The sequence below is a fragment of the Bacillus sp. V33-4 genome (assembly GCF_002860225.1).
Taxonomy (GTDB): Bacteria; Bacillota; Bacilli; order Bacillales; family Cytobacillaceae; genus Bacillus_BJ; species Bacillus_BJ canaveralius.
Map to the genome: position 1 here is coordinate 64290 of NZ_PGVC01000018.1, position 25095 is coordinate 89384.

The 25095-nt window shown below is 41.0% G+C and carries 25 protein-coding genes and 1 tRNA gene; 21 read left to right on the plus strand and 5 right to left on the minus strand.

The window, feature by feature from the left end; translation table 11 throughout:
• Positions 1-262 precede the first annotated feature (262 nt).
• The 4 genes from sirA (at position 263) to CVD23_RS07260 (ending at position 4739) form a co-directional block, all read left to right on the plus strand.
• Positions 263-703 (plus strand): sporulation inhibitor of replication protein SirA, encoded by a 441-nt coding sequence (sirA, locus tag CVD23_RS07245; protein WP_101578031.1) that lies wholly within the window; start codon positions 263-265, stop codon positions 701-703.
• Between the two features lie 87 nt (positions 704-790).
• Complete coding sequence (locus CVD23_RS07250) at positions 791-1003, plus strand: YneF family protein (RefSeq protein WP_101578032.1); 213 nt, start codon at positions 791-793, stop codon at positions 1001-1003.
• A 190-nt stretch (positions 1004-1193) separates the two neighbouring features.
• A complete protein-coding gene (locus CVD23_RS07255) occupies positions 1194-2942 on the plus strand; it encodes an ABC transporter transmembrane domain-containing protein (protein ID WP_101665605.1) in 1749 nt (582 codons plus the stop codon).
• 3 nt (positions 2943-2945) lie between these two features.
• Positions 2946-4739 (plus strand): ABC transporter ATP-binding protein, encoded by a 1794-nt coding sequence (locus CVD23_RS07260; protein WP_101665606.1) that lies wholly within the window; start codon positions 2946-2948, stop codon positions 4737-4739.
• 111 nt (positions 4740-4850) lie between these two features.
• On the opposite strand, the gene CVD23_RS07265 is transcribed toward CVD23_RS07260, so the two are convergent.
• Complete coding sequence (locus tag CVD23_RS07265) at positions 4851-5039, minus strand: Spo0E family sporulation regulatory protein-aspartic acid phosphatase (RefSeq protein ID WP_373270875.1); 189 nt, start codon at positions 5037-5039, stop codon at positions 4851-4853.
• 333 nt (positions 5040-5372) lie between these two features.
• On the opposite strand from CVD23_RS07265, the gene CVD23_RS07270 reads away from it, so the two are divergent.
• From CVD23_RS07270 to CVD23_RS07280, 3 genes are all read left to right on the plus strand, one after another.
• Complete coding sequence (locus tag CVD23_RS07270) at positions 5373-6080, plus strand: cytochrome c biogenesis CcdA family protein (protein WP_101578036.1); 708 nt, start codon at positions 5373-5375, stop codon at positions 6078-6080.
• A 210-nt stretch (positions 6081-6290) separates the two neighbouring features.
• Positions 6291-6650 carry a response regulator gene (locus tag CVD23_RS07275; RefSeq protein ID WP_101665607.1) on the plus strand — a complete coding sequence of 120 codons (360 nt, stop codon included), beginning with the start codon at positions 6291-6293 and terminating at the stop codon, positions 6648-6650.
• 230 nt (positions 6651-6880) lie between these two features.
• A complete protein-coding gene (locus tag CVD23_RS07280; RefSeq protein ID WP_101578038.1) occupies positions 6881-7372 on the plus strand; it encodes a CcdC family protein in 492 nt (163 codons plus the stop codon).
• A gap of 28 nt (positions 7373-7400) precedes the next feature.
• On the opposite strand, the gene CVD23_RS07285 is transcribed toward CVD23_RS07280, so the two are convergent.
• Positions 7401-7829 (minus strand): DUF2621 domain-containing protein, encoded by a 429-nt coding sequence (locus CVD23_RS07285; protein WP_101578039.1) that lies wholly within the window; start codon positions 7827-7829, stop codon positions 7401-7403.
• A gap of 301 nt (positions 7830-8130) precedes the next feature.
• Here CVD23_RS07285 and CVD23_RS07290 point away from each other — a divergent pair, with 301 nt between their 5' ends.
• From CVD23_RS07290 to CVD23_RS07350, 14 genes are all read left to right on the plus strand, one after another.
• On the plus strand, positions 8131-8838 hold the full coding sequence (locus CVD23_RS07290) for an N-acetylmuramoyl-L-alanine amidase (protein WP_101665608.1): 708 nt from the start codon (positions 8131-8133) through the stop codon (positions 8836-8838).
• A 193-nt stretch (positions 8839-9031) separates the two neighbouring features.
• Positions 9032-9128, plus strand: a tRNA-Sec gene (locus CVD23_RS21880).
• Positions 9129-9589: 461 nt separating this feature from the next.
• Positions 9590-10276: a DUF3862 domain-containing protein gene (locus CVD23_RS07295; RefSeq protein ID WP_101579626.1), complete on the plus strand. Its 687-nt coding sequence runs from the start codon at positions 9590-9592 to the stop codon at positions 10274-10276.
• A 945-nt stretch (positions 10277-11221) separates the two neighbouring features.
• Complete coding sequence (locus CVD23_RS07300; protein WP_101665609.1) at positions 11222-11935, plus strand: class II aldolase/adducin family protein; 714 nt, start codon at positions 11222-11224, stop codon at positions 11933-11935.
• Positions 11936-12066: 131 nt separating this feature from the next.
• Positions 12067-13317, plus strand: coding sequence for an aromatic ring-hydroxylating dioxygenase subunit alpha (locus tag CVD23_RS07305; RefSeq protein WP_101665610.1), 1251 nt, complete (start codon positions 12067-12069; stop codon positions 13315-13317).
• A gap of 2 nt (positions 13318-13319) precedes the next feature.
• Complete coding sequence (locus CVD23_RS07310) at positions 13320-13589, plus strand: hypothetical protein (RefSeq protein WP_101579623.1); 270 nt, start codon at positions 13320-13322, stop codon at positions 13587-13589.
• 64 nt (positions 13590-13653) lie between these two features.
• The gene (locus CVD23_RS07315) at positions 13654-14694 is read left to right on the plus strand and encodes a tripartite tricarboxylate transporter substrate binding protein (protein WP_180955589.1); all 1041 of its coding nucleotides are present in this window, start codon (positions 13654-13656) and stop codon (positions 14692-14694) included.
• 33 nt (positions 14695-14727) lie between these two features.
• Positions 14728-16218, plus strand: a complete 1491-nt coding sequence (locus CVD23_RS07320; protein ID WP_101665612.1) for a tripartite tricarboxylate transporter permease — start codon at positions 14728-14730, stop codon at positions 16216-16218.
• Positions 16215-16709: a tripartite tricarboxylate transporter TctB family protein gene (locus tag CVD23_RS07325; RefSeq protein ID WP_101579621.1), complete on the plus strand. Its 495-nt coding sequence runs from the start codon at positions 16215-16217 to the stop codon at positions 16707-16709. Before CVD23_RS07320 ends, CVD23_RS07325 begins: the two co-directional genes overlap by 4 nt.
• A 204-nt stretch (positions 16710-16913) precedes the next feature.
• Positions 16914-17708 carry an IclR family transcriptional regulator gene (locus CVD23_RS07330; RefSeq protein WP_101579620.1) on the plus strand — a complete coding sequence of 265 codons (795 nt, stop codon included), beginning with the start codon at positions 16914-16916 and terminating at the stop codon, positions 17706-17708.
• 194 nt (positions 17709-17902) lie between these two features.
• Positions 17903-19123 carry a Gfo/Idh/MocA family protein gene (locus CVD23_RS07335; protein ID WP_101665613.1) on the plus strand — a complete coding sequence of 407 codons (1221 nt, stop codon included), beginning with the start codon at positions 17903-17905 and terminating at the stop codon, positions 19121-19123.
• 25 nt (positions 19124-19148) lie between these two features.
• On the plus strand, positions 19149-20141 hold the full coding sequence (locus CVD23_RS07340; protein WP_101665614.1) for a 4,5-dihydroxyphthalate decarboxylase: 993 nt from the start codon (positions 19149-19151) through the stop codon (positions 20139-20141).
• 84 nt (positions 20142-20225) lie between these two features.
• On the plus strand, positions 20226-21392 hold the full coding sequence (locus CVD23_RS07345) for an MFS transporter (protein WP_257988107.1): 1167 nt from the start codon (positions 20226-20228) through the stop codon (positions 21390-21392).
• A 33-nt stretch (positions 21393-21425) separates the two neighbouring features.
• Entirely contained in the window at positions 21426-22118 is a 693-nt protein-coding gene (locus CVD23_RS07350) for a TerC family protein (RefSeq protein ID WP_101579617.1), read from the plus strand.
• A 221-nt stretch (positions 22119-22339) separates the two neighbouring features.
• Here CVD23_RS07350 and CVD23_RS07355 read toward each other — a convergent pair whose 3' ends face one another.
• The 3 genes from CVD23_RS07355 to CVD23_RS07365 form a co-directional block, all read right to left on the minus strand.
• Positions 22340-23353 carry a CobW family GTP-binding protein gene (locus CVD23_RS07355; protein ID WP_101579616.1) on the minus strand — a complete coding sequence of 338 codons (1014 nt, stop codon included), beginning with the start codon at positions 23351-23353 and terminating at the stop codon, positions 22340-22342.
• Positions 23354-23367: 14 nt separating this feature from the next.
• Positions 23368-23679 carry a hypothetical protein gene (locus CVD23_RS07360; RefSeq protein ID WP_219619918.1) on the minus strand — a complete coding sequence of 104 codons (312 nt, stop codon included), beginning with the start codon at positions 23677-23679 and terminating at the stop codon, positions 23368-23370.
• A gap of 86 nt (positions 23680-23765) precedes the next feature.
• The gene (locus tag CVD23_RS07365) at positions 23766-24686 is read right to left on the minus strand and encodes a polysaccharide deacetylase family protein (protein WP_101579614.1); all 921 of its coding nucleotides are present in this window, start codon (positions 24684-24686) and stop codon (positions 23766-23768) included.
• Between the last annotated feature and the right edge of the window lie 409 nt (positions 24687-25095).

Here is a 25095-nt window from a genome sequence, read left to right on the forward strand (position 1 = left end):
CATTAATATTTGGCTTTTAATTAGTCGAAATATCCGAAATTCTCTACTAAAATCCTTATGCTTGCTGCATTCAACTCTTATTTAATCAATGATGGAAAATAATTTCCCCCCTTTCCTAACAACAAACCCATAAGATATAGTTAAATTAATCACAATTTCCGAATTCGACAAAAAAATCGCTATTTTTTAACATCTTCAGACAAACAGCCCCTTTTTTATTCATTATAATGAAAGAAAAAGTTTGTCCTTGAGGAGGGCAGCAATGCGGAATTATAGCCTTTATTTAATTGAAGATGAATTCGCCTGTCATTATTACGGAAGAGAACGAATGTTCTATGAACTTTTTAAGGATTATGAGCAATCACATGGCCAACTGCGGTCGATACTGCATATGCAAATCGATTATATTACGAAAAAGATTCCTGCAATCAAGCTTCATCAGCTTATCCATCAGCAGCTCGTCAAGAACCGGGGATTCCGTATTGAGCAAAACTCCTATTTAATTGAGAAAAAAGGAAATGCAAGTGTTGCCAAGCTAGCCGTCTACGACCGCCTGGTGACAGTGGAGTCATACGGCAGCTTTGATTCGGAAACAATTTTTTTCGAAGTGCTTCGTAAATGTGAACACTCTTTTTTGGCGGTTGATACTTCGCAAAATCGGTATGGATGGCTGAAACCGATTAAAGAAAGAAATTTTGTATAAAACGAGGAAAACACAGCGCAAATATTGTATAATAACGTGTGGTCTAGTACACTGTATGATAGACAACACGAAGGAGGAAGTTAAGCTATGTGGGATCTTATTCTAGTTGGTATACTGGCTCTATTGGCTGGTGTAGCGCTAGGATTTTTCATTGCTCGTAAATATATGATGAGCTATTTAAAGAAAAATCCGCCAATCAATGAACAAATGTTAAAAATGATGATGATGCAAATGGGCATGAAGCCATCCCAAAAGAAAATCAACCAGATGATGTCTGCCATGAATAAACAAACAAAATAATCAAGGACAAGCACTCAGGGAGAGTGCTTTTCTTATGGCCTCGAACCAAATTAAATCAGGCGAAGCAGCACCAACTGCGCAGTTGCCGCAACCAAATACATTTACCTTCCTTATTTTGTGAATATTTGATAAACTATTTTTACATTTGTTTTGTTTCCTATAATTTGACTCAAGCTCTGGGGGAGGCACCATGAAAGTATTTCATGATTTAATGTGGTTTTTTAAGGAAGAGAAAAAATCATATATTTCCGGAATTATTCTATTACTATTCGTTGCGTTTCTTCAGCTGGTGCCACCCAAGGTAATTGGAATCGTCGTTGATCATATCGAGAACGGAACATTATCAGGGCGCATTCTTCTCCAGTGGATCGGTATCTTAATTGTTGCCGCGATGATGATGTATATCTTGCGTTATTATTGGCGAATAATGATTTTTGGTTCGGCTGTCAAGCTATCACGCTTGCTAAGGAATCGGCTTTATCACCATTTTACAAATATGTCGCAATCCTTTTACCAGCGGCGCAGAACAGGGGACTTGATGGCACACGCGACCAATGACTTGCAAGCTGTGCAACAGACAGCCGGTGCCGGTGTGCTGACACTTGTCGACTCGCTCGCAACAGGCGGCTTTGTGATTATTGCGATGGCGGCGACGATCAGCTGGAAACTTACGCTTATCGCGCTAATTCCAATGCCTTTAATGGCGATGCTGACCAGCTGGTACGGAACCCTTTTACACAAGGAATTTCACAAAGCCCAGGAAGCTTTTTCTTCGTTAAATGATAAAACGCAGGAAAGTATATCCGGGATTAAAGTGATTAAAACATTCGGGCAGGAACAAGAAGATATTGAGGATTTCCGAAAACAGTCTGAAGATGTGGTGCGAAAAAATATTGCTGTGGCGAAAATAGATTCTTTATTCGATCCGACGATCAGCATTATCGTGGGAATCTCCTTTTTCATGTCGATTGCCTTTGGGGCAAGATATGTCCTTAATGGAGAACTGACGATCGGACAGCTGATTTCTTTTACGACATATCTCGGGCTGCTCATTTGGCCGATGCTTGCCTTTGGTTGGCTTTTTAATATTGTCGAGCGGGGCCGGGCTTCCTATGACCGCATTGCCGCGCTGTTACGTGAAACGGTCGATATTGTGGATGATGAACATGCAGTTGATCGTCTGCCCTCTGGGAATATCACATATGCGATTGATTCATTCCAGTATCCAGGTGAATCTAAACCAATGCTTTCAGACATTCAATTCAATCTGAACAGGGGGGAAACGCTTGGCATTGTTGGGAAAACCGGCGCCGGCAAAACCACCCTTTTAAAGTTGTTAACGAGAGAGTTTGAAGGCTATGATGGACATATCAAGTTTGGCGGCGAGCTGTTAAGCTACTTTAAGATTGAAAAGTTACGTGAAGCAATTGGCTACGTCCCGCAGGACCATTTTCTATTCTCTGCAACTGTTGCAGAAAACATTGCATTCACGAATCCGAATGTACCGCGTGAAGAGATTTATAATGCGGCGAAAATGGCTCATATCCATGAAGATATTCTCCAATTTTCTGATGGATATGAAACAGTCGTCGGTGAGCGGGGTGTTTCTCTTTCAGGCGGGCAAAAACAGCGGATTTCAATTGCCAGGGCATTGCTCATGGATCCGGAAGTGTTGATTCTGGACGACTCCCTGTCAGCCGTCGATGCAAAAACAGAGGAGGCAATTTTATCCTCTCTAAAACAAAACAGGCACGGTAAAACAACGATCATTACTGCGCACCGGCTCAGTGCGATTCAACATGCCAATCTGATTATTGTTTTGGACGAAGGGCAAATCATCCAGAGAGGCACCCATGAAGAATTAATGCCCCAAGAAGGCTGGTATAAGGAAATGTATTTGCGCCAGCAGCTGGAAGAACTTGTCGAGCATGGAGGATAACGAATGGAGAAAATAACGACCCTAAGCGGGAAAGAGCAGAGGCACGTGCTGTTCCGTCTCCTTTCCTATACAAAACCGCATATGAAAACAATCAGCCTTGCCTTCGGATTGCTTATTTTAACAACGGTAGGGGATATATTGGGCCCGATTTTAGTAAAAATCTTTATTGATGATTATTTAACACCGGGAAATTTGATGAGAAGTGCCCTTGTTGGTCTCGCTTCTGCTTATATTGGCATTCAGGTTGCCAATGTTCTTGTTTCCTATTTTCAACTGTTAACATTTCAAAAAATCGCATTAAAGATTATCCAGCAGCTCCGGATCGATGTTTTTTCAAAAGTGCAGGCTCTCGGCTTGAAGTACTTTGATAAAACGCCAGCCGGAAGTATTGTCTCGCGGGTGACCAATGATACGGAAGCGATTAAAGAGATGTTTGTGACCGTACTAGTAACATTTATTCAGGGCTTTTTTCTGCTCGCTGGAATCTTTGTGGCGATGTTTATTCTGAACGTCCAATTAGCAGCGTTTTGTTTATTGATTCTTCCGATCATTTTAATGATCATCAAGTCATACCGGAAATACAGCTCCCTTTTTTACCAGGATATGCGCGAAAGGCTCAGCCAGCTAAATGCCAAACTTAGTGAATCACTGCAGGGAATGGGGATCATTCAAATGTTTCGCCAGGAAAAAAGGCTGCGCGCTGAATTTGGTGACATTAATGAGAAACATTATGTGTCCGGGATGCGCAACATCAAGGTCGACGGTTTACTGCTGCGGCCTGCGATTGATTTGGTCTATGTCTTTGCCCTGATCCTTGTATTGAGCTATTTTGGCGTTACTTCGTTAAACAATACGATAGAAATCGGTGTCCTCTATGCGTTTATCAGTTATCTGGACCGGTTCTTTGAGCCTGTTAACCAGATGATGATGCGCCTGTCATTATACCAGCAAGCGATTGTTGCCGGGTCGAGGGTTTTTAAGCTGCTTGATGAACAGGAAGTTGCGCCGGCACAAGCAGATATTGAAAATCATAAAGTATCAGCTGGGAAAATTGAGTTTAAAAATGTCAGTTTTTCATATGATGGCAGGAGGGATGTACTGAAAAATATTTCCTTTACCGCTAACCCGGGTGAAACCGTTGCACTTGTTGGCCATACGGGAAGCGGGAAAAGCTCGATCATTAATCTACTGATGAGGTTTTATGAATTTGAACGAGGCGAAATCCTGATTGATGGAAAAACAATCAAGTCGTTTTCAATCGAGGAACTGCGTGATAAGATGGGGCTCGTTTTGCAGGATCCTTTTATGTTTTATGGAACGATAAAAGATAATATTCGCTTGCACAACGCGGACCTACCAGAAGAGGAAGTGGTCGAAGCGGCCCGATTTGTTCAAGCCCATACATTTATTGAAAAGCTGGAAGACAAGTATGACCATAAAGTGGTCGAAAGGGGAGCGACGTTCTCAAGCGGACAAAGGCAGCTGCTTGCTTTTGCCAGAACGATTGCTGCCAATCCAAAAATTCTCGTTCTCGACGAGGCGACGGCCAATATCGATACAGAAACAGAAGAAGCGATTCAAACTGCTCTTTCAAAAATGAGAAAAGGCCGAACAACGATTGCGATCGCCCACAGACTTTCAACAATCCAGGATGCTGAATTGATTCTTGTCCTGCACCAGGGGGAAATTGTTGAACAGGGGACCCATCAAGAACTCCTCGCAAAGCGCGGCCTTTACCACAAAATGTATCTATTGCAAAATGGTTCAGCGGAGCGCCTCGAGGATGTGGTCAGCTAGACACCAATAAAAAAGGGAGCAGGCGGAATGAAAAATTCCGGCTCCTTTTTTTATTGGGAATAGCTGAGAACTTGGTGAATGACTGTGGAATCAAGGAGATGGTTCTAAAACCTAATAGGTTTGCATTTTCTTTATAAAGGAACGGCTATACTCATTGAGAAGATGGTCAAGCTCCTGGCTGTGGCGGATTGCTGCTGTCGAATTCAATCCTGTTTTGCTCGCGATTTGAATGAGTTCAGCACGCTTTTGTTCAATTAGGGAAAGCAAATTTTGTTTCGACACGGCTGATACTCCTTTCATGAAAAATGGAAGAATTGGTGAGAGAGATATGTATAATGATGAAAGATAATAGCAATAAATGTTTAAGTCTTTTAACAGTATAGCGGATTAAGGTCATTAATTCAAAAGAAAAACCAAGATATTTCAAGTAATTTAATTAACAATTTTTACCGTGGAAAAAAAGTGATTTTACTGCCATAAATCTTTCGTTGTTAACTGCCGTCTTTGTTATCAATGTTACAGACATAGCAAAAAAGATAGGGTCTATTCAAAAATTGTTCACATCTTGTCATTATCATTTAAAGAAAAGATTTGTTAGAATGAATACGAATCGATTGAAACGGAGTTGTTGTTATGACCGACGTAAATATTTTTCTGGCGCTTGGTGCAGGTTTTTTAAGTTTCATCTCACCTTGCTGTTTGCCACTGTACCCGGCCTTTCTCTCATACATAACCGGAATGTCCGTTGGGGATTTGAAGAGTGACACCGCCAAGCTACAAAAGCGGAGCATGCTTCATACGTTGTTCTTTCTCATCGGGTTTTCCAGTATTTTTATAGCACTAGGCTTTAGTGCCTCACTAATCGGAACTATTTTCAAAGAATATCAGGATTTAATCCGCCAAATTGGTGCGATTCTTATCGTATTGTTTGGCTTGATTATTGTCGGTATCATCAAGCCCGAATTTCTGATGAAGGAAAGAAGATTTGAATTTAAAAACCGGCCTCCCGGTTATTTAGGTTCAGCTTTAATCGGTGTTGCATTTGCTGCCGGATGGACTCCGTGTACAGGCCCAATTTTAGGCGCCGTCTTTTCATTGTCTTCAACGAATCCTTCCTCATCAATGATTTATATGATTGCATATATTCTTGGTTTTGCTGTTCCGTTTTTCGTATTATCATTTTTTGTCGGCAGAATGCAATGGATTAAGCGAAACAGTGTTAAGATCATGAAAATCGGCGGCTACATCATGATCGTTATGGGTGTCGTTCTGTATTTTAACTGGATGACAAAAATTATTGCGATTTTTTCTGGCTTGTTTGGCGGCTTTACTGGTTTTTGATGAACAGTGTCCTCCTGGATTTATCCCTTCTAAATTCGTTGACTCCATAAGAACTACGAAATTTGTCGGATTCTTTCAATTGAAATTTAGATCAGGTTTCGATATATTTGAAGCAGTGTTCATTTGAAACGGATTAATATATTTTTCATGATTTTAGCAAACAATTCAATAGACTTTTCATCCGTTGTGCGTATCAAGGAGGAAGCAGAGTTGGCAAAAATATTAATTGTAGATGATGCAAAATTCATGAGAGTGACCCTGTCCCATATTTTAACCAAGGCAGACCACGAAATCGTCGGAGAGTGCGGAACCGGTAAGGAAGCGGTCAGTTTATATCGTGAATTCCAACCTGATTTAGTCACAATGGATATAACAATGCCTGAAATGAGCGGACTTGAAGCTGTAAGGGTTATTAAAAATGAATTTCCCCAGGCAAAAGTCATTATGTGTTCATCGATGGGTCAGCAGAAAATCATCGTCGAAGCGATCGAGGCAGGTGCCAAAGACTTTATAGTCAAACCATTTGATGAAGCCCGTGTGATAGATGCTGTTAACAGAGTGTTAAGTTGATTGTTTAAATGCAATAAAAGGCTGGCAGCATCGGAATCATTCTTCCATTGCGCCAGCCTTTTTTAAAAGTTTAAACAACCTGTGGAGGAACGATTTATCCACGAAAATCATAATATATCGCGAAATCAGCGTATCCACAAACAACCTCAAGCGAAAATGCCTTTTAGACAAGCTTCTTTTAAGTTATAATGATTCAGACAACAATGAAATTTAGGTGAGGATGAAAATTTATGAACATGGTCATTGCTTCATCGATTGGAGCGATTGGTATGGCAATTCTCGTCATGTTCGTCCGGATAAAGGCTGCAAATAAACCGGTCACAGCGAGAAAAATTATTCTGCCGCCAATTTTTATGAGCACCGGAGCCTTGATGTTTTTATTTCCTTTTTTTCGGGTCACCCCTTTAGAAATAGTAGAAGCGTTAAGCGTCGGGATGCTCTTTTCAATCCTTCTAATAAAAACCTCCCGTTTTGAAGTACGGAAAAATAAAATTTATTTACAGCGTTCAAAAGCATTTGTGTTTATTTTGATTGGCTTGCTTATTATCCGTATTATCGGAAAAACGGTGCTGAGCGCGTCGATCGATTATGGGGAACTAAGCGGGATGTTCTGGATTCTCGCATTTGGAATGATCGTGCCATGGCGTGTGGCAATGTATTTAAGCTATAGAAAACTGTATACGGAAACGCATGGGCCGCCAAGACCGGTCCGCTTTCAATAAAAAAAACATCAGCGAGACTGATGTTTTTTTATTGGAACAGATGGTCATATGGTGTAATATCAATTTGTTTTTCAGCCAGTTTTTTTCTTAAAAATTTATGGTCACGTTTCGGTGTCGCTAAAATATAGCCGCGGATGACGAGCTCTTCGCTAATTTGTTTGGCATTGTCCTTAAGTGCCAGCTCGCCGATCTTTCCTGCGATTTTGTGCCTGGCCACATCCCTGAATAATTCCGGGACCGGACTTACCAAATCCTCAAGCAGCTCCTTCTCGCTGTCGTTCCAGAGCTTCCTCGTTTTATTCACATAATGCTCTTCCCAATCCATATCCGATTTGCCATCTTCCTTCGGCAGTTTCTTCAGGAATTTGCGGAACATAAAAAATCCGCCAATGGCAAAAGAACCGATCAATATAAAAATCCAAAATAAAATAAACCATAAGAACCAACCATCAAGCATAAATCCTCACCTGCAAATCTATTTTTAAGCAGTTGCCCGCTCACGCTTTCAATCCTATTATAATGTTTTTAAAGTCAGATAGACAAGCCGCAAATTTTACAGTGTCTAGCTGACGTCCGCAATTTTGGAGAGAATGATTGGAGCAGCGTGCGGGGGAATGTTGCTCTTCATAGCTTATCTAGGCTTGCGCCCGCAGTATTCTCAAAATCTCTTATGTAATTTTTGTCATCGTCTAATTATCACGATAAACAAGCCATATTTAAAAGTCATCCATATATATAAAGTAAAGGAGATGAAACATATGGTTAAATTTTTTATAGACCCGGGGCATGGAGGAAGGGATTCTGGTGCTAGTGCAAACGACATTGAAGAGAAACAGATTAATTTGCAAATTGCCTTAAGAGTCCAGGATATTCTTCTGTCTGAATACGAAAATACAGAGATCAAAATGAGTCGCACCGGTGACCAAAATTTGTCTCTTTCTGAACGGACAGCATTGGCAAATAACTGGGGCGCGGATTTTTTGCTCTCGATTCATGTGAACGCTGGTGGTGGAACAGGATATGAAGATTATATCTATCCCGGAACAGGTGCCCCGACAACGACCTATCATAATATCATCCATAATGAAGTAGTATCGGCGACAGGTTTCCGTGACCGCGGCAAAAAACAAGCCAATCTCCATATGCTGCGGGAATCGGCAATGCCGGCGCTGCTGACAGAGAACGGTTTTATCGACAATGAGGCAGATGCAACCAGCCTAAAACAAGCTTCATTTATTGAGAGAATAGCACGGGGACATGTGAATGGACTTGCACGATCGTTCAACTTGGCTCAGAAACCGGATGGAATTGCCACACCTGTTGTAGAGATGTATACGGTAAGAGCAGGGGATACACTGAGTGAACTTGCAGTGCAGTTTGGGACATCGGTGGGAGAGTTGGTAAGGTTGAATCATATTAGGAATCCTGATCTGATTCGGGTGGGGGAGAGGATACGGGTTAGATGAGGACATATAATAGATTTAGGAGGGGAACAATCATTTAGACGATTTGTTCTCTTGATTTATTTTAATACATAATACATGGTGTTATGCCAAACATTTTCAATTGAGGACATTAAAATTGTCCGTTTTCCGGTCAAGCCTCTTTCCTGCTTGATAGACTAGTTATTAACATGTATAATTGGAATGCTCAATATACGGGGCTGAATGGGGTACTGGTGTCCTCCACGGTCTTCAAAACCGCTTGTGACCTGCGTGCCAGGTCAGGTGGGTTCGATTCCCACGCAGTCCCGCCAAATAAACGCGCTACTCTACGTTATTTATCCGATTCTCATTCGAAGATGAATACGGTTATTATGACAGTAGGGCACAAAGTATTTTTTCGTAAAAAATACAGGAGTATGTTAGTTTAAACGCTGGCTTTTTCGTACTAAAATTACGAGCAAAAAGGGCGTTTTTTTATTTTGCAACCAAATTCATTTCTCAGGAGAAGGACATAGGCTGGCACAGATGCCGATGGTTAGAAGCTAATCAATTGTTCCGATATGTTTGAACGTTTCTTGGCTGTCAAGTGTGCAAAAGTAATAGCTCCAAGGAAAGTTGTTATTTCATTTTATTTCACTCTTGTTCGTGAAAACAAAGCACAAACAGACACAAAATTGTCACTTCAAGATTTTTACAATGTCGATTTTTTTCGGAATTTTTATGGTATTATTTTCATGTAGACTACTAATAGATTACCAGGAGGGTTTATGGAATGGAAAAGGTAAAAAAACCGTTTTACAAGCGTTGGTGGTTTTGGGTAATTGTTGTGATCGTAGTCGGATCGATTGCTGCAAACGGTGGCGAAGAAGAAACAGCGGCCGACAACAAGAAAAAAACTGACGCAGCGTCTACGGAAGTCAAGAAAGACGAATCGGCACCGAAGGAAGATGCGGCAGAAGCTACTGCACCACAACCAGAGAGTAAGGCCGGCGTTCTTGATGAAGCGAAATTCAATCAAATACAAAATGGAATGACCTATGAGGAAGTTGTCGGCATCATTGGCGGGGAAGGTCAAGTAATCTCCGAATCAGGTGAAGCAGGTACGGAGTTCCATACCGTTATGTACGAATGGGAGGCTGACGGAGGTTTAGGCGCAAATGCTAATTTCATGTTTCAAGGTGGAAAGCTAGTAAATAAAGCGCAAATGGGCGTTGTAGAAAGGTCCGACGTTACTGTTACGCTTGATGAATTTAATGAAGTACAGAACGGTATGTCATATGAAGAAGTGGTCTCAATTATTGGTGGTGAAGGCACAATATTATCCGAATCCGGTGAGAAGGGTAGCGATCTTTATACCGTAATGTATGAATACAAAGGTGAGAGCGGATTAGGGGCTAACGCAAACTTTATGTTCCAGGGAAATAAACTACAAAATAAAGCTCAATTTGGATTAGAATAATGAATGAGAACCACGGTGAATAAAACCGTGGTTTTTTACGTTCCCAAGGATTATGTATGCTATGGTGCACGTTGTGGGCACAGAAATTGTCTAGAATCAAGACTGGCGACTCCGCGGCCAACCCACTCCGACGGTTGCACTTTATGGATTCACAATACACCTTTAGAAATAAGAGGATATACTAAATGGATATCGGATTATATAGGTGAAAGGGCGAACTTGTAACCTGAATGAAACTTACCGATTATGGCTTCCCGATATTTTTTCACGCTCTTCAAAATTGCTAGTGACCTGGACAGGTCTATGTTCAATTTTAAATTTAATACGTGTGACTTCATGGCTGCTCAAACTGTTGGGCAGCTTCTATTCATATTTGCATCCAATACGATCTACGTATCCAAAGTCATCCACTCATTGAAGGTCCTAATTATTTGGAACGTCTTTAGGTTGTAATCCTTCTTTCAGCATTAAAGTAGCTGCGTGCGTTTTAATAATGAAACCTGTCTCATTGAAGCAGAAGCATTGAGTAAAAGATCGTTCAATAAAAGATAAATGGATTTGTGGCCCAAGAATAAAAGAGTTTTCTCCACGTGTTTTTCAGAAATGGCTTTCGTGGAAAGCTGTTTAAACGCGCCAATTCAAAAAAAACAATTTGAAAATGTACTGAACGAAGCACCATTGTTAGGAAAAAGTATCTAGATATAATTCTGAAAATAATAAATATTCAGTATTGATTTTAACACTGTGCGAATAGTATAATCAAAACATGAAACCACAATACAACATGCGTTCCGTATGGTGGAACAACATCAATGTGTAATAAGGTACTTGGATGTTCTAGTTTATTAAAATCAAAAGGGGGTAAAAAAGCGTTTTTAATTGCCTGTTGAGAAAGCTTACTCGTTGTCCAGATTATTAAATCAAAATTCTTATGGGAGGCAGGAAATGAATAAGGTGATTGTGAAAGACTCCAAACTTCAGGTAGCAACAGCAGTGCGTTTGTTAGAAAATATTGATCTGCTTGATATGAATGGACATGTGAGCTTCCGGATTCCCGGTACGGATCAGTTTTATATCAACTCTCGTAAGGCAAGCCGTGCTTCGGTAACGGCGGAGGATATCGTTATGTGTGACTTGGAAGGGAACTTGTTAGAAGGGGATACGGAGCCACCGAGTGAATATCACATCCACACAGAAATATTTAAAAGGCGGAATGATGTGTTTAGTGTCATTCACAACCATCCTCACTATCAAACAGTCCTCGGAATTGCTGACATTCCGATGCAACCCGTGTTTGGCATCGGTTCATTTGTTGAAAAAGTGCCGGTTTACGAAAAATCAAGTTTGGTCAATACAGCAGAAATGGGCGCAGAATTAGCTGAACTCCTCGGGGGGGAGGTCACCGTACAGATCCGACATCATGGCACAGTTGTCGTAGGCGACAGTGTAAAAGCTGCATTCGCAAAATCGGTGTTTTTAGAAGAAAATGCTAAAAAACAATACGATGCTATGTTAATAAGACCCGATATTCGGGTGCTTGATGGAGAGAATTTAGTCCGTACAAGAGAGACAAACTGGCAACCGAGTATCATTGAAAAAATATGGACGTATTATCAGGAAAAAGCCATGAAAGAAAATGCGCTGGCAGGCCTTCTATAATAATATCTTTCGAGCATGATTCATAGTCATGGCCCGTAAAAAATTAGTTTGAAACTAGGCATGGTTTTCAAAAGACAATGTCGAACTGCTTTAATATCTAATAATCTAAAAAATTACCAGGAGGCTAAAGTATGTTAAGTAAGGAGCAAAACGATGTATTAACAAAGGTCGGACCAGGTACGCCGATGGGAAATCTATTGCGTCGCTATTGGATACCTGTAGCGGCCACGAGTGAGCTAAAAGACAAAGCAACAAAAAAAGTCAGGGTTCTATGCGAGGATTTGGTCCTCTTCCGTGACCTGTCTGGGAATCTCGGACTGATTGACGAAAAGTGTCCACATCGTAAAGTCTCGCTGGTTTACGGGATGCCCGAAAAAGAAGGGTTGCGCTGCCAGTATCATGGATGGTGCTTTAATCAAAAGGGGCAATGTCTTGAACAGCCAAATGAGCCGGAAACAAGTACTTTTAAAAACCGCATAAAAACGAAATCGTATCCTGTGCAAGAAATGGGAGGACTTATTTTTGCTTATCTCGGACCTGAGCCTGCCCCGTTGCTCCCTCGTTTTGACGGTTTTGTGGTAGATAGTGCGGTGCGCATGATTGGAAATGCGGTGCTTCCTTGTAACTGGCTGCAAATTATGGAGAACTCACTGGATCCAGTCCATACTGAATGGCTCCATGGACATTACCATGCCTATATTACAGGTTTAAAGGGTGAAACCCAGGAGGTAGCCTTTCAGCGAAAGCATAATAAAATTGCCTTTGATGCTTTTGAATACGGCATAGTAAAAAGAAGGCTGCTGGAAGGACAGTCGGAAGATAGTGATGATTGGCGGATTGGTCATCCTGTTGTTTTTCCATTCATGCTCGCGGTCGGCAGCGGTGGATTGGGATCCTACCAATTCCAAATCAGAGTACCGATCGATGATGATAACACATGGCATGTATGGTATATGGCGTATATTCCTGGCCCGGATGTAGAGATTCCGCCGCATCTTAAGGAAGTTCCTTTATATGACGTTCCGTACAGAGACGAAAATGGGGAATTCTTGACTGATTATATAGATGGCCAGGATATCATGTGCTGGATTACCCAGGGAACTGTTGCCGACAGAATGACAGAACGTTTAGGGACAACTGACAAAGGGATCATCTTTTACCGCCAAATGCTTAAGGAGCAAATTGCCAGAGTTGGACGGGGAGAAGACCCGATTGGTACCATCCGTGATCCAGAGGAAAACGAAATCATTAAGCTCCCACTGGAGCGTAAGAAACATCATTTCAGTGACGGTTTTGAAAGCGTATTCAAACGGTTCCAGACCCGGTTCTCCCCAATCATTGATGATGTGGTCGAACTGTTTGATAAAGTGGGTGTCAAGTAAAAATGAGCAATAGTATGAGAGCTTCCGGTGAATATGTAGAACCCTTCCTCATTCCTTCGGAAGAGGAAGGAGCAAGCCCTTTTTCGATGATTCATTTTTGCAACCAGTGTGGGCATTCCATGAAAGATCTTCGCAGTTTTATTCTGGAATATTGGAGGTCAGACCAGACAGTATATTTTTGTTGGTGCCATTCGTGCGGACACAGGTGGGAATTGGTTGAAATAAAAACAATTACGACAATGGAGCTCGATGAGGAAGATGAAGGCTTTTAATGGCAGGTCTATTTGTCAAGAAAAAACTGTAAGCGTTTGCATATTTTGTTTGAGGAGGATGGAAATGCAGAAGAGGAAGGGTAGCTATTTAACAACCATGCTGATCATTATCGTGTTAGGGTTGATAGTCGGAGGGTGCGGGTCGGGAGGAAGCACAACGAAATCTGCTTCAGCAAACGACACAAAATCAAGTTCTGCAACGAAATATCCAGAAAAAAATATTGAGTTGGTCGTGGGTTATAAGCCGGGAGGAGGTTTCAATGAATGGGCCCAGGCAATCGCTCCATTTATAGAAAAGCACCTGCCCAATAAAGTAAATGTGACAGTGCACAACATGCCAGGTGCCGGAGGTGTCATTGCAACAAACCATATCCAAAAAGCAAAGCCGGACGGCTATACGATTGGGCTCTATGATGTTAATGGGCTTGCTCCTACTCAGTTGGCTCGTCCAGATTCCTTCGATCTAAGAAAGGTGACCTGGCTTGGGACCGTGGCTGTAGATAACAATGTAGGATCTGTGCAGGCCACGGGCGATAATACGGCTGAAAATATTATGAAGCAAGAGAAGCCGAAATATATAGTTTCCACACGGGGTCTTGCTTCAAATGACTCGATTGTTGGTGCGATCACGTTAACGAAAATGGGTGTAAATTGGGAGCCGTTGAATCATGAAGCGACAAGTGAAGCCGTATTGTCAGTGATCAGGGGAGACGCGGATATTTTGTTTGGATCTTACGAAAGCCAACAGAAATATATTGATTCGGGTGATTTAAAACCGGCCATATGGTTCGGGACCGAGCGAAATCCGAAATTTCCGGATGTACCGATTCCATCGGAGTTGGGCATGCCTGAATTTAACGAAATATTCGATACTTATAAGATGATTGGTGCTCCGCCAAATATGCCGGAAGATGTAAGTTCCATCCTCGAAGAGGCCATAAAAAAATCTGTAGAGGACCCAGAGTTCCAGGAAGTTCTTAAAAAAATGAAGCGGACATCGAGTTACCTGGATGCAAAAGCGACAGATGCACGTGTAGAAAAGCTGTTAAAAGATTATTCAAATTATACAGACACTGTCAAAGAATTATTCGACAAAGGAGAATAGTAGACGAATCAATGTTCTGCTGGAGGTGGAAATATGGGTTTTCTATCACAAATAGGAAATGTATTGCAACCTGAAATGATGCTCTTTATGGTTGCAGGAGTTATTTATGGTCTTATCATCGGGATTCTGCCGGGCCTTGGAGGAAGTATAGCTATGGCCCTTCTGATCCCGCTTACATTTAGTTTAACTCCGGAGCAGGCTATCGTGTTACTCATTTCCGCTTACGGATCAAGTAATTTTGGCGGTTCGCTAACTTCAATCCTTATTAATACACCTGGAGATGCATCAAATGCGGCAACCGCTTTTGATGGATTTCCGCTCGCTAAACAAGGGAAGGCAGGCATGGCCATCGCAGCTGCGATGGTCGCTTCTGCCCTTGGTGGAATGATCGGCTTGGTTGTGTTAGATTTAATGATTCCAGTTGCACGTAAACTTATTCTTGCATTTTCATATCCTGAATTTTTCATGTTAGCGATTTTTGGCCTCGCCATTATCGCAGTAGTCACGAAGGGAAGCCTGTTTAAAGGGATCATGTCGGGTTTAATAGGTTTACTGTTAGCCTATATAGGCACAGATCCGATTATGGGATCGGACCGCTTTACGTTCGGAACCGATTATCTTTGGGATGGAATCCCGTTGCTTGCAGTTGTTATCGGAATGTTTGGGATAACCGAAGCTTTTTCATTATTCACTCAGAATTCCGCCATCGCGGACGAGGTGAAAGTTAAAACTGGCGGGGCTTGGCAGGGGATTAAGTCTGTTTTTCAAAACTTCTGGTTGTTTCTCCGATCGTGTTTCATAGGTATTTATCTTGGCATGATCCCTGGAGTTGGAGGAACTGTAGCCAGTTTCATGGCATATGGAACAGCCGTTCAAATGTCTAAGAATAAGGAGAAATTCGGTAAAGGAGCTATTGAAGGGGTAATTGCAGTTGAAGCAGCAAATGATTCAAAAGAAGGTGGGAATCTGTTGCCAACGCTGGCTTTCGGTATACCTGGAGGAGCAGCAATGGCGGTACTGATTGGCGGGCTCATGATCCATGGACTTACACCAGGCCCTGAAATGTTGACTAATAATCTCCAAACTACTTACTTTTTGATTGCCGCGGCAATAATCGCAAAGTTTGTCGCAATGATTTTTGGACTTTTGTTAGGCCCTAAGCTTGTTTTTGTAACAAAAATTCGTGGATCAATAATGGCACCTGCGATAATAACCATTTCTTTCGTCGGTGCATACGGAACGGATGGGAAATTTGGGGATATTATTGTAGCATTGGTGTTTGGGGTTATCGGTTATATGATGGAAAAATACGGTTTTTCAAGAATCGCTTTGATTATTGCACTGGTGTTAGGGAAGTTGATGGAATCTTCCTACCATCAGACAATGGCAACTTTTGGCCCTCAAGGGTTTGTTACGAGGCCGATTGCTCTAACTTTATGTTTAATGATCATTGCTTCCCTTGTTTGGCACTATGTGAAAAAGATAAAACAAAGAAAGCTGCTTAAAGGAGGCTTTGTAGTATGACACGTTTAAACGAGAACAATGTTTTCTCCATTGTTATCTTTTTGTTTGGCCTCCTTATCTTCGTTTCCACGTTAGGATTAAGAGGAGATGTAGCACTTGTCCCCAAAATAGTCAGCGGTTGTTTATTGTTTTTTTCTGGAATACAATTGGTTACTATGTTACTGCCGCGTATACCGATAAAGCGAACTTTCATGCTCCAGATAGAAAGAGAAGCGTCCGCACTCAGTGAAAGTGGTGCTGCTCGGGAGGAGAAATTAGTCGAAACCCAGGAGAATGTGAAGAAGAGGTATTTTTTTATAGGATGGATGTTATTGTTCACGATACTCATCTATTTTTCCAGTATGATATGGGGTATCTTAATTTCCATGTTCCTCTATTTGAAATGGATTTCCAAAGAGAGCTGGAAAATGTCCATCATATACTCTTCCACAGTCACTTTATTCATTTATGTAGTCTTTGTTGTAGGCTTCAAAATTCATTACTTTCTTTGAAAATTCGGATCGTCATTGATTAATGCTCGCCAAGCGTAAGTAAGCTTGGAAACATTTAATGAATTGGATTGATGCATAGCATTGCCTGACGAAATCCTCTGAATAGTGGAATTTGAAAAGTTCAGAAAAAATGATAAGATTAAAGAAACTTTGTATTTGAACCTGATAAAGTGAAACATAACGGTTGCGAAGTAGGGGATAGGGATGAGGGAATCAGTGCAAACAGTGCAATCAGTGGAACGAGCCTTAATGATTTTGGAATGCTTTTCTTTGGAAAAGCCCCAACAGACTCTGGGAGAGTTGGCAGTCCAGACGAAGCTTTCTAAGAGTACTGTTTATCGCCTGTTGTCGACATTGGCGAAATGTGGCTATATCAAACAGGATCATTTAACACAAAAGTACAGTCTGGGGTTTAAGCTGTTCAATCTGGGAGCCGTAATAGCCGGGAACATTTCATTACGTGATACAGCTTTGCCGTTTATGAGGGATCTCTGCGATCAAATATCGGAGACGATAGATCTAAATATTATTGAGGATGGCCAACGTGTTTGTATCGAAATGGTAGAAAGTTCGGAACAAATACGCAATATTGTAAAAGTTGGGCAGCGCAATGCACTATGGATTGGTGCTTCGGGTAAAGTTATGCTTGCCAATCTAGATGAATCGGAACGTCACAGGATTCTCAGCGAAGCAATGTCCAATAATCAATTCGAGGGTGATTTGGACAATTTGGTAAAAGAATTGGCAACAATTCAATCCCAGGGTTATGTAACCTCTGTGGATGACAGGGTGAAGGGATCATTTGCGGTTGCTGCGCCTATCTTTAATCATGAAGGAAATTTAATAGGTGGAATAACCGCCGCAGGACCCATTCACCGGCTTTCCGAGGAGCGGCCGCTTCATCAACTGGTGATGTATACCGCCTATAAAATTTCTGAGGCCATGGGCGATAGCGAAGCCAAAAACCGTTATCCGATGATGGAGATAGCAGCAGGATAATATTCATCAAAAATGCATTGGGATCATGCTTTTCTGATGCATTTTTCATTATCCTTATTTTATTTTCAGAAGTTTTTAATAAATTTCAATATTGAAACTATAATAATGTGAATGTTATATTTTTTTATCCAACAAACGAAACGGATTCCGCATAGTGGAACAAAAACAAGAATAAATCAAGAAGGGGTGAACAGATGACTAGCTTAATAAACAGAAAGCATCAATTGGGAATTGGCATAATCGGCTTAGGCAATGCAGGTAGTGCTCTTTTGCCGAGCATTTCCAAACACCCGCATGTAAAGGTCACGGCTGCTGCTGGAAGAAATAAAGAGCGGCTAGAGAAGTTTGCAGCTGATTTTCAGGCTAACTATTATTTAAGTGTAGATGACCTGTGCCGGAGTGAGCATGTGGATGCCGTTTACATTGCAAGCCCTACTGAGCTTCACGTTGAACATGTAAAGATTGCTGCTTCCTACAAAAAGCATATCATTGTTGAAAAGCCACTTGCGGTCTCTGTTGAAGAGGCAGATATGCTCATTCAAGAGGTGGAATCAGCTGGAGTGCATATGATTGTTGGCCATTCATTTAGTTTCGAGCCCCCAATCCGCAAGATAAGGGAAATCATTGAGGAAGGCAAACTTGGACGGGTACGGATCATTAATAATTGGTATTTCAATGATTGGATGTATCGGCCTCGAACGCCCGAGGAACTGGATACCTCTTTAGGCGGGGGTGTAACTTATCGGCAAGGTTCCCACCAGTTTGATATTATTCGCTATATTGGAGGCGGAATGCTACGGAGCGTTCGTGCCATAACAGGACGCTGGGATGAAACGCGTCCAACAGAAGGCGCCCATGCTGCCTTCCTTGAATTTGAAGATGGAACTGCGGCCACCGCCATTTATAATGGTTACGATCACTTTCATACAACTGAACTAACATTTGGAATTGGTGAAGGAGGTCCTTCAATCAAGCCATCAGGATATGGCAGCTCCCGAAAAACAATCCGGCAATTGGGCAGCGGTGAAGCAGAAACAACGATGAAAAGCCAAAAGGGTTACGGTGGCAGCCATTCTAAAAACTATTCGAAAGAAGTAACCACTCAACCGTTTTTTGGTTTAACTGTTGTAAGCTGTGAAAGAGGAGATATTCGTCAATCCCCAAATGGGTTGTTTGTTTATGGTGACGATAATAAATACGAGGTGCAACTCAGTCATGAAACAGGTCGGGATATAATGATTGCTGAACTTTATGATGCTGTTGCACATGGCCATCCCCCGACTCATGATGGAAGATGGGGAAAGGCTAATCTTGAAGTGTGTCGGGCAGTTTTAGAATCTGCAAAGAAGCGACAGGAAGTCTATTTATCTCATCAGGTTGCAGTAGAACCGTCTCACAGAACCGTAAGCAAATAATTATATATTATGGAGGAGTAATGGTATGTCGAAGCTAAACCTTACTTTCGCTTGTTGGGATTATGACCGGATTAGACCGTTGTCCGACGGAACAATACAGCCTAAAGGAATTAATTTAAACTGGCTGAATATGCCTGTGGAGGAGACATTTTGGAGAATGATGCGTCATCAGGAGTTTGATGTATCTGAATTGTCGTTATCATCTTATTTAATCGCGAAGGATCGCGGAACCCATAATTTTACTGCTATTCCTGTCTTCGTTTCTAGGTTTTTCCGTCACTCAGGAATTTACATCAATGCCAATTCAGGTATCGAAAAGCCTGAGGATTTACGTGGTAAACGGGTGGGTATCCCCGAATATCAGTTAACTGCTTGCCTATGGATCCGGGGGATTTTAAAAAGTGAATATGGGGTCGACAGTTATGAAATGAACTGGTATACCGGCGGAGAAGAAGCCCCTGGAAGAGTCGAAAAAGTAGCTATAAAACTTCCTGAAGAAATCAAAATAAGACCTATTGGTGCAAAGCAAACATTAAATGAAATGATTGAAAGTGGGGAAATTGATGCACTGATTGCTCCAAGGGCACCATCATGCTTTCTTAACGGTTCACCCAATGTTAGAAGATTGTTTCCTGACTATGTATCTGTAGAAAAAGAGTATTACAAAAAGACAGGAATTTTCCCAATTATGCATGTGGTCGTCATTAAGGACGAAATTTTGGAAAGACACCCTTGGGTCGCATACAACTTATATAAGTCCTTTACAGAAGCAAAAAACCTGGTATACGAGGGACTTGCACAGACAGCAGCCAGTAAAACGACTTTACCTTGGCTGGTTTCAGAAGTGGAGAAAACAAAAGAACTGATGGGGAATGATTTCTGGCCATATGGCATTGAAAAGAACCGTAAAACAATTGATACAGCGGTACGTTATTCTCTAGAACAGGGCATGATCCATAAACAACTTGAAATTGAAGACCTTTTTATTAACTCTACTTTTGAAGAATACACATTGTAAAATGAGGTAAAAAGCTTCAACTCCAAAAGAGTTGAAGCCCTTTACCTTTTATCCTTTTAAATGAGGTGAAAGGAAGAGGTATTCTTGGTTCTTTTTTATTTCTTAGTCATGCAGACATTGTATTCAATAGCTATACAGGGAACCCGGCCGATTGTATCGATATTTGCTGATTCGCAAGGAGCATCTGTTGCTGTCATTGGATTCTTAGTTTCCTCTTATGCCTTTTTTCCAATGCTTTTGGCGGTCAAGGCAGGAAAATGGCTGGATATATACGGGGCCCGCCGACTATGTTTTTTAGGAAGCACAGGAATGCTGCTTGCGATAATAATTCCTATTTTAATCCCTCACATGGCGACTCTATTTTTCTCTCAATTATTAACGGGTTTGTGCCAAATCTGTGCACTGGTTTCTTTACAAAAAACAGTTGGTAATTTGCCGGGAAACCGTGATAAACTTATAGCAATGTTCAGTCTTACCGCATCGATAGGTGAGTTAATTGGTCCATTGGTAACCGGATTCGGCTATGACCACTATGGATTTCGTTTTACGTTCATGACAGCTGCAGTCTTTATTGGGGTGGCATTGCTTATCGGCCTGTTAGTCCCGAAGGAATCGTGGAAAAGTGGCGGGGCAGCAGGAAAATTAGTAGAGAAATCTTCCTCCTGGAAAATGCTGAAAAATCCTAATTTACGTAAAGCCCTTGTTATTAGTGGATTAGTTTTATACTCCAAAGATTTATTTGTAGCCTACTTTCCAGTCTTGGGAACAGAGGCAGGGATGACGGCTAGCGGTATTGGTATTATTTTGTCTTTAACAGCATCAGCATCGATTATAGTTCGCATTGTTCAGTTCCGATTGGTGCAATCGTTTGGACGTGGAAAGGTGTTGACTGCGACTTTAGTACTCAGTGGTATTTCCTTTATGTGTTTTCAATTGAGTTCATGGCCGATTATTTTTGGAATCATTGCCATTTTTCTTGGAGCCGGTTTAGGTCTGGGCCAGCCGCTGAGTCTTGTTTATGCGATGAACATTAGTCCCTTTGAAAGACAGGGAGAGGTGCTCGGAATCCGCTTGACATTTAACCGCTTCTCCCAGTTTATTTCACCTTTTTTCTTTGGGATGGTGGGCAGAATGGCTGGTGTTTCGGCGATTTTTTTGGTCAGTGGCGGGATCCTCCTGTTTGGAGCCTATTTTACTCGCATGCAAAAAGTAAAAGCGGAACACAAAGCAGATAAACAGCAAACTGTATAAAGTTAATAAGAAAAAAATAAGGGAGGCACATAAATGGAGATGGAATTTTTAAGTTCACTGTTAGCTATTATTGTTATTGATTTAGTGTTGGCTGGTGACAATGCGATCCTAATAGGGCTGGCGGCTAGAAATCTGCCAAAAGGCCAGCAAAAGAAAGTGATTTTGTGGGGATCAGTAGGAGCTATTCTTATTAGAATAGTAGCGACGCTAACGGTTGTCTGGATACTAAAGATTCCTGGTTTGCACCTGGTCGGCGGGCTTTTATTGGTGATAATAGCGTATAAATTACTGGCAGAGGAAAATGATCACTCAGATGTTAAAGCAGGAGAAAATTTCTGGTCCGCCATTCGTACAGTCATTATCGCCGATGCTTTAATGGGACTAGACAATGTTCTGGCTGTAGCAGGAGCTTCACACGGAAATATTGCCCTTGTGATTCTCGGCTTATTAATTTCTGTACCTATTGTGATGTGGGGAAGCACCCTTATGCTTAAGTGGATTGATCGCTTTCCAATTATTATTACGATTGGTTCAGCCATTTTAGCATGGACAGCTTCAAAGATGATTATTAATGAGCCTTTTTTACATGACTATTTTTCAAATGCGATCATTAAATATGGCTTCGAATTCTTAATTATTGCTGGTGTTATATTAGCAGGCAGGTTTAAGGAACTGAAAGTCCACAAACAAGTACAAAAGCAGACGCAGCAGGAAAAAGTTATCTAGCGTATACATAGGAATACCATGTTTAGCTATACAGCAAATTTACGAATAGACTGTAGGGAGCATGAGAATCCCACAATAAATAATTATCGCAAATTAGCAACCTATGTTCGGGTAGTATTACGAACTTAGGTTGCTTAACATTTAGTTCAAGTGATTTTTATATATTTCTTTCTTAACCAAGGTGATTCCCTAAGTTGGGAAGTATAAAATGACCATAATTTTTATAACGCTGTGTTTAATTCCAATAATTCAAAATCAGAATTAAGGAAATACTGAAATGTCTTTAGCGACTCAAAAATAGCATTTGGATCGATATCTTTAAGAATAAAAATTAAATGGGACTGGTTGCTTTCTTCAGGCCATTCATGAAGGTGGTCGGGAGGGTGGATGATATGCTGAACACCATTTAAAACAATGGGGCCTTTCTCGCCCACATCCAAGAGTCCTTTTACCCGCATAATTTTTTCGCCATTTGCATGGAGTAATGCACTCAGCCATAACCCGAATGCGGTCCAATCAAGCGGTCTCTTAAAAGTAAAAGATATCGACTTGATGTTTGAAGAATAATGGCTTTTATTTTCCCTGTATTCGGTTTTTAATGAAGGAGTTATGTACCCCTTTTTGAAATTTCCTGTAACGATTGCGATATCAGCATTTCCATGAACCGCTTCAATAATCTCAATGGAAGGGTTTATTTTCCTCAATTGACTAACCAGTTCCATGACTTCCGAAGGAGAAGCAATATCGGTTTTTGTTAAAGCAATTCTATCAGCAACGGTCACTTGCTTCACTAACTCAGGATTATTTTTAATGTGCAATAATCCATTCTTCGCATCTACAGTAGCAATTACACAATCAATATAAAAATGGTGCTGTAGAAGAGGGTTGGTTAAGACCGTAAAAAGAATCGGAACCGGATCGGCCATGCCAGTTGTTTCAATAATGACTCGGTTAATACTTGTCTGGTTATTTTCATCCGTGCATAATAGTGATTTTAATTCGTTTTCTAAATCTTCCCTGTTGTTGCAGCAGATGCATCCACCTTTAAGTAAAACTGTTTTTTCATCGGTTTTCCTTAGCAAATGGTGATCAAGTCCAACCTTGCCAAATTCATTTACAATAACAGCCGCATGTTGAAGTTCAGGCTCCGTTAATAATTTTCTTAATAAGGTCGTCTTCCCGCTTCCTAAGCAGCCAGTCACAACTGTAATAGGAATTATGAATGCTTGGCTCATTTATGTTCATTCCTTTAATTGCGACTCTTTTCTTCGTGAAGCTGTTGGAGCAAGTATGGATCCAATGGGTCGATTGGATATCCAAGCAATTTTTCAGCAGTATGCCAGAGCGTTCCAAGATCATGGACAATTTCTTGACTGCCCTTAGGATCACTTAAGATAAATTTACTGCCGTTCCATTCTTCCAATTTTAGGCGGTAGAATTGCAGAATTTCATTACAAAGACGGGTTCGGTGAAGACGAGTCCTCTGTCTTTCTCGTTGCAGCTCACCAACAATAATCTCACTTGATACTTCTGACGTTTGGTCAGTCCAATGTACCTGCATCACAAACTCTCCGCAAAGAACACACACAAATCTGTTCCTCCTATCTTATAGAACGATGCAAAAGAACAACTCGTTGATAATGGCCGTTATTCAGTGGCCTTCGATACAGCGACTTCTTCGAATTCACCTTTGAATGGATTACGCTTTGCAAAGTCATCAGCAATTTGGTCAAATGTCGCCCATTTTATATTTTCATGAGTGTTAATATATTCAATTAATCTATCATGCATTTTTAACACTTGCGGACGGCCGCTGACATCCGGGTGAATGGTCATTGTGAATATAGCATAGTCCATGTTTTCATATACCCAGTCAAACTGATCCTTCCACATTTGCTCAATATCCCTCGGATTAACGAAACCATGGCTGTTAGGCGATTTTTTTATAAACATCATAGGCGGAAGATCGTCTAAATACCAGTTTGCAGGTATTTCGATTAAGCTGGTTTCTTTACCTCTTTGTAAAGGCTTCATCCACTCTTCTGCCTGTTTTCGATAATCAATTTTTGTCCAGCTATCGCCAACCCGTACATAGTAAGGGGTAAAATCGTTGTGCATTAAGCTATGATCGTATTTTATGCCGTGCTTATGGAGAAGTTCATTGGTTACATTAGAAAACTCCCACCATGGTGCAACATACCCGGTTGGCTTCTTGCCTGTTAAATCTTCAACCAATTTAATAGATTTTAAGAGAACAGCCTCTTCTTGCTGGCGTGTCATTGCAATTGGATTTTCATGAGAATAACCATGAATACCGATTTCATGCCCGCGGAGATGAACATCCTTCATCTGCTCTGGAAATGTTTCGATAGAGTGTCCAGGAATAAACCAGGTTGTTTTTAAATTATGCTTTTCAAATAAATCAAGTAAACGGGGAGAGCCCACTTCCCCAGCAAATAGACCGCGAGAGATATCATCCGGTGAATCTTCCCCTCCATAAGAACCAAGCCATCCAGCTACTGCATCAACATCTACACCGTATGCAACTAAAATCTCTTTTTTTGTCATTACAAACCACTCCTATAAGATGAATTTGTTCTCCCTTGAAAAGATGCAATATTTGTGCCAAAAAATAAAGATGATTCTATGAACGAACAATTTAGGTTAGAATAAACAAATAAATACTCATAATTTCGACTTTTCTGTTAATAAAATAAACATACATTTTATTTATGTATGGGTCAATCTATTTTGAAAAATCAGTACCATGACAAAAAATCTATGCATTTCCGCATATCTAATTGCAAGGTTGCGTTGAGTTTTAAAACTTCAATAAAGGTTTTTTATAAAAAGAGTAGAATAGTTTTTAGATAAGGGGAGGGGATTTATCATGTATTTTATCAATAGAGAAAACTACACTAGCGTTGCACAAAAAATCTATGAAAAAGTCAAGGATGAAAAAATGGAATAAAAATCA

Bases quoted from the DNA above. Each gene is read 5' to 3' on its own strand.
- sirA (WP_101578031.1), top strand. From the start codon at position 263: ATGCGGAATTATAGCCTTTATTTAATTGAAGATGAATTCGCCTGTCAT.
- CVD23_RS07250 (WP_101578032.1), top strand. From the start codon at position 791: ATGTGGGATCTTATTCTAGTTGGTATACTGGCTCTATTGGCTGGTGTA.
- CVD23_RS07255 (WP_101665605.1), top strand. From the start codon at position 1,194: ATGAAAGTATTTCATGATTTAATGTGGTTTTTTAAGGAAGAGAAAAAA.
- CVD23_RS07260 (WP_101665606.1), top strand. From the start codon at position 2,946: ATGGAGAAAATAACGACCCTAAGCGGGAAAGAGCAGAGGCACGTGCTG.
- CVD23_RS07265 (WP_373270875.1), bottom strand. From the start codon at position 5,039: ATGAAAGGAGTATCAGCCGTGTCGAAACAAAATTTGCTTTCCCTAATT.
- CVD23_RS07270 (WP_101578036.1), top strand. From the start codon at position 5,373: ATGACCGACGTAAATATTTTTCTGGCGCTTGGTGCAGGTTTTTTAAGT.
- CVD23_RS07280 (WP_101578038.1), top strand. From the start codon at position 6,881: ATGAACATGGTCATTGCTTCATCGATTGGAGCGATTGGTATGGCAATT.
- CVD23_RS07285 (WP_101578039.1), bottom strand. From the start codon at position 7,829: ATGCTTGATGGTTGGTTCTTATGGTTTATTTTATTTTGGATTTTTATA.
- CVD23_RS07290 (WP_101665608.1), top strand. From the start codon at position 8,131: ATGGTTAAATTTTTTATAGACCCGGGGCATGGAGGAAGGGATTCTGGT.
- CVD23_RS07295 (WP_101579626.1), top strand. From the start codon at position 9,590: ATGGAAAAGGTAAAAAAACCGTTTTACAAGCGTTGGTGGTTTTGGGTA.
- CVD23_RS07300 (WP_101665609.1), top strand. From the start codon at position 11,222: ATGAATAAGGTGATTGTGAAAGACTCCAAACTTCAGGTAGCAACAGCA.
- CVD23_RS07305 (WP_101665610.1), top strand. From the start codon at position 12,067: ATGTTAAGTAAGGAGCAAAACGATGTATTAACAAAGGTCGGACCAGGT.
- CVD23_RS07310 (WP_101579623.1), top strand. From the start codon at position 13,320: ATGAGCAATAGTATGAGAGCTTCCGGTGAATATGTAGAACCCTTCCTC.
- CVD23_RS07315 (WP_180955589.1), top strand. From the start codon at position 13,654: ATGCAGAAGAGGAAGGGTAGCTATTTAACAACCATGCTGATCATTATC.
- CVD23_RS07320 (WP_101665612.1), top strand. From the start codon at position 14,728: ATGGGTTTTCTATCACAAATAGGAAATGTATTGCAACCTGAAATGATG.
- CVD23_RS07325 (WP_101579621.1), top strand. From the start codon at position 16,215: ATGACACGTTTAAACGAGAACAATGTTTTCTCCATTGTTATCTTTTTG.
- CVD23_RS07330 (WP_101579620.1), top strand. From the start codon at position 16,914: ATGAGGGAATCAGTGCAAACAGTGCAATCAGTGGAACGAGCCTTAATG.
- CVD23_RS07335 (WP_101665613.1), top strand. From the start codon at position 17,903: ATGACTAGCTTAATAAACAGAAAGCATCAATTGGGAATTGGCATAATC.
- CVD23_RS07340 (WP_101665614.1), top strand. From the start codon at position 19,149: ATGTCGAAGCTAAACCTTACTTTCGCTTGTTGGGATTATGACCGGATT.
- CVD23_RS07350 (WP_101579617.1), top strand. From the start codon at position 21,426: ATGGAGATGGAATTTTTAAGTTCACTGTTAGCTATTATTGTTATTGAT.
- CVD23_RS07355 (WP_101579616.1), bottom strand. From the start codon at position 23,353: ATGAGCCAAGCATTCATAATTCCTATTACAGTTGTGACTGGCTGCTTA.
- CVD23_RS07360 (WP_219619918.1), bottom strand. From the start codon at position 23,679: ATGCAGGTACATTGGACTGACCAAACGTCAGAAGTATCAAGTGAGATT.
- CVD23_RS07365 (WP_101579614.1), bottom strand. From the start codon at position 24,686: ATGACAAAAAAAGAGATTTTAGTTGCATACGGTGTAGATGTTGATGCA.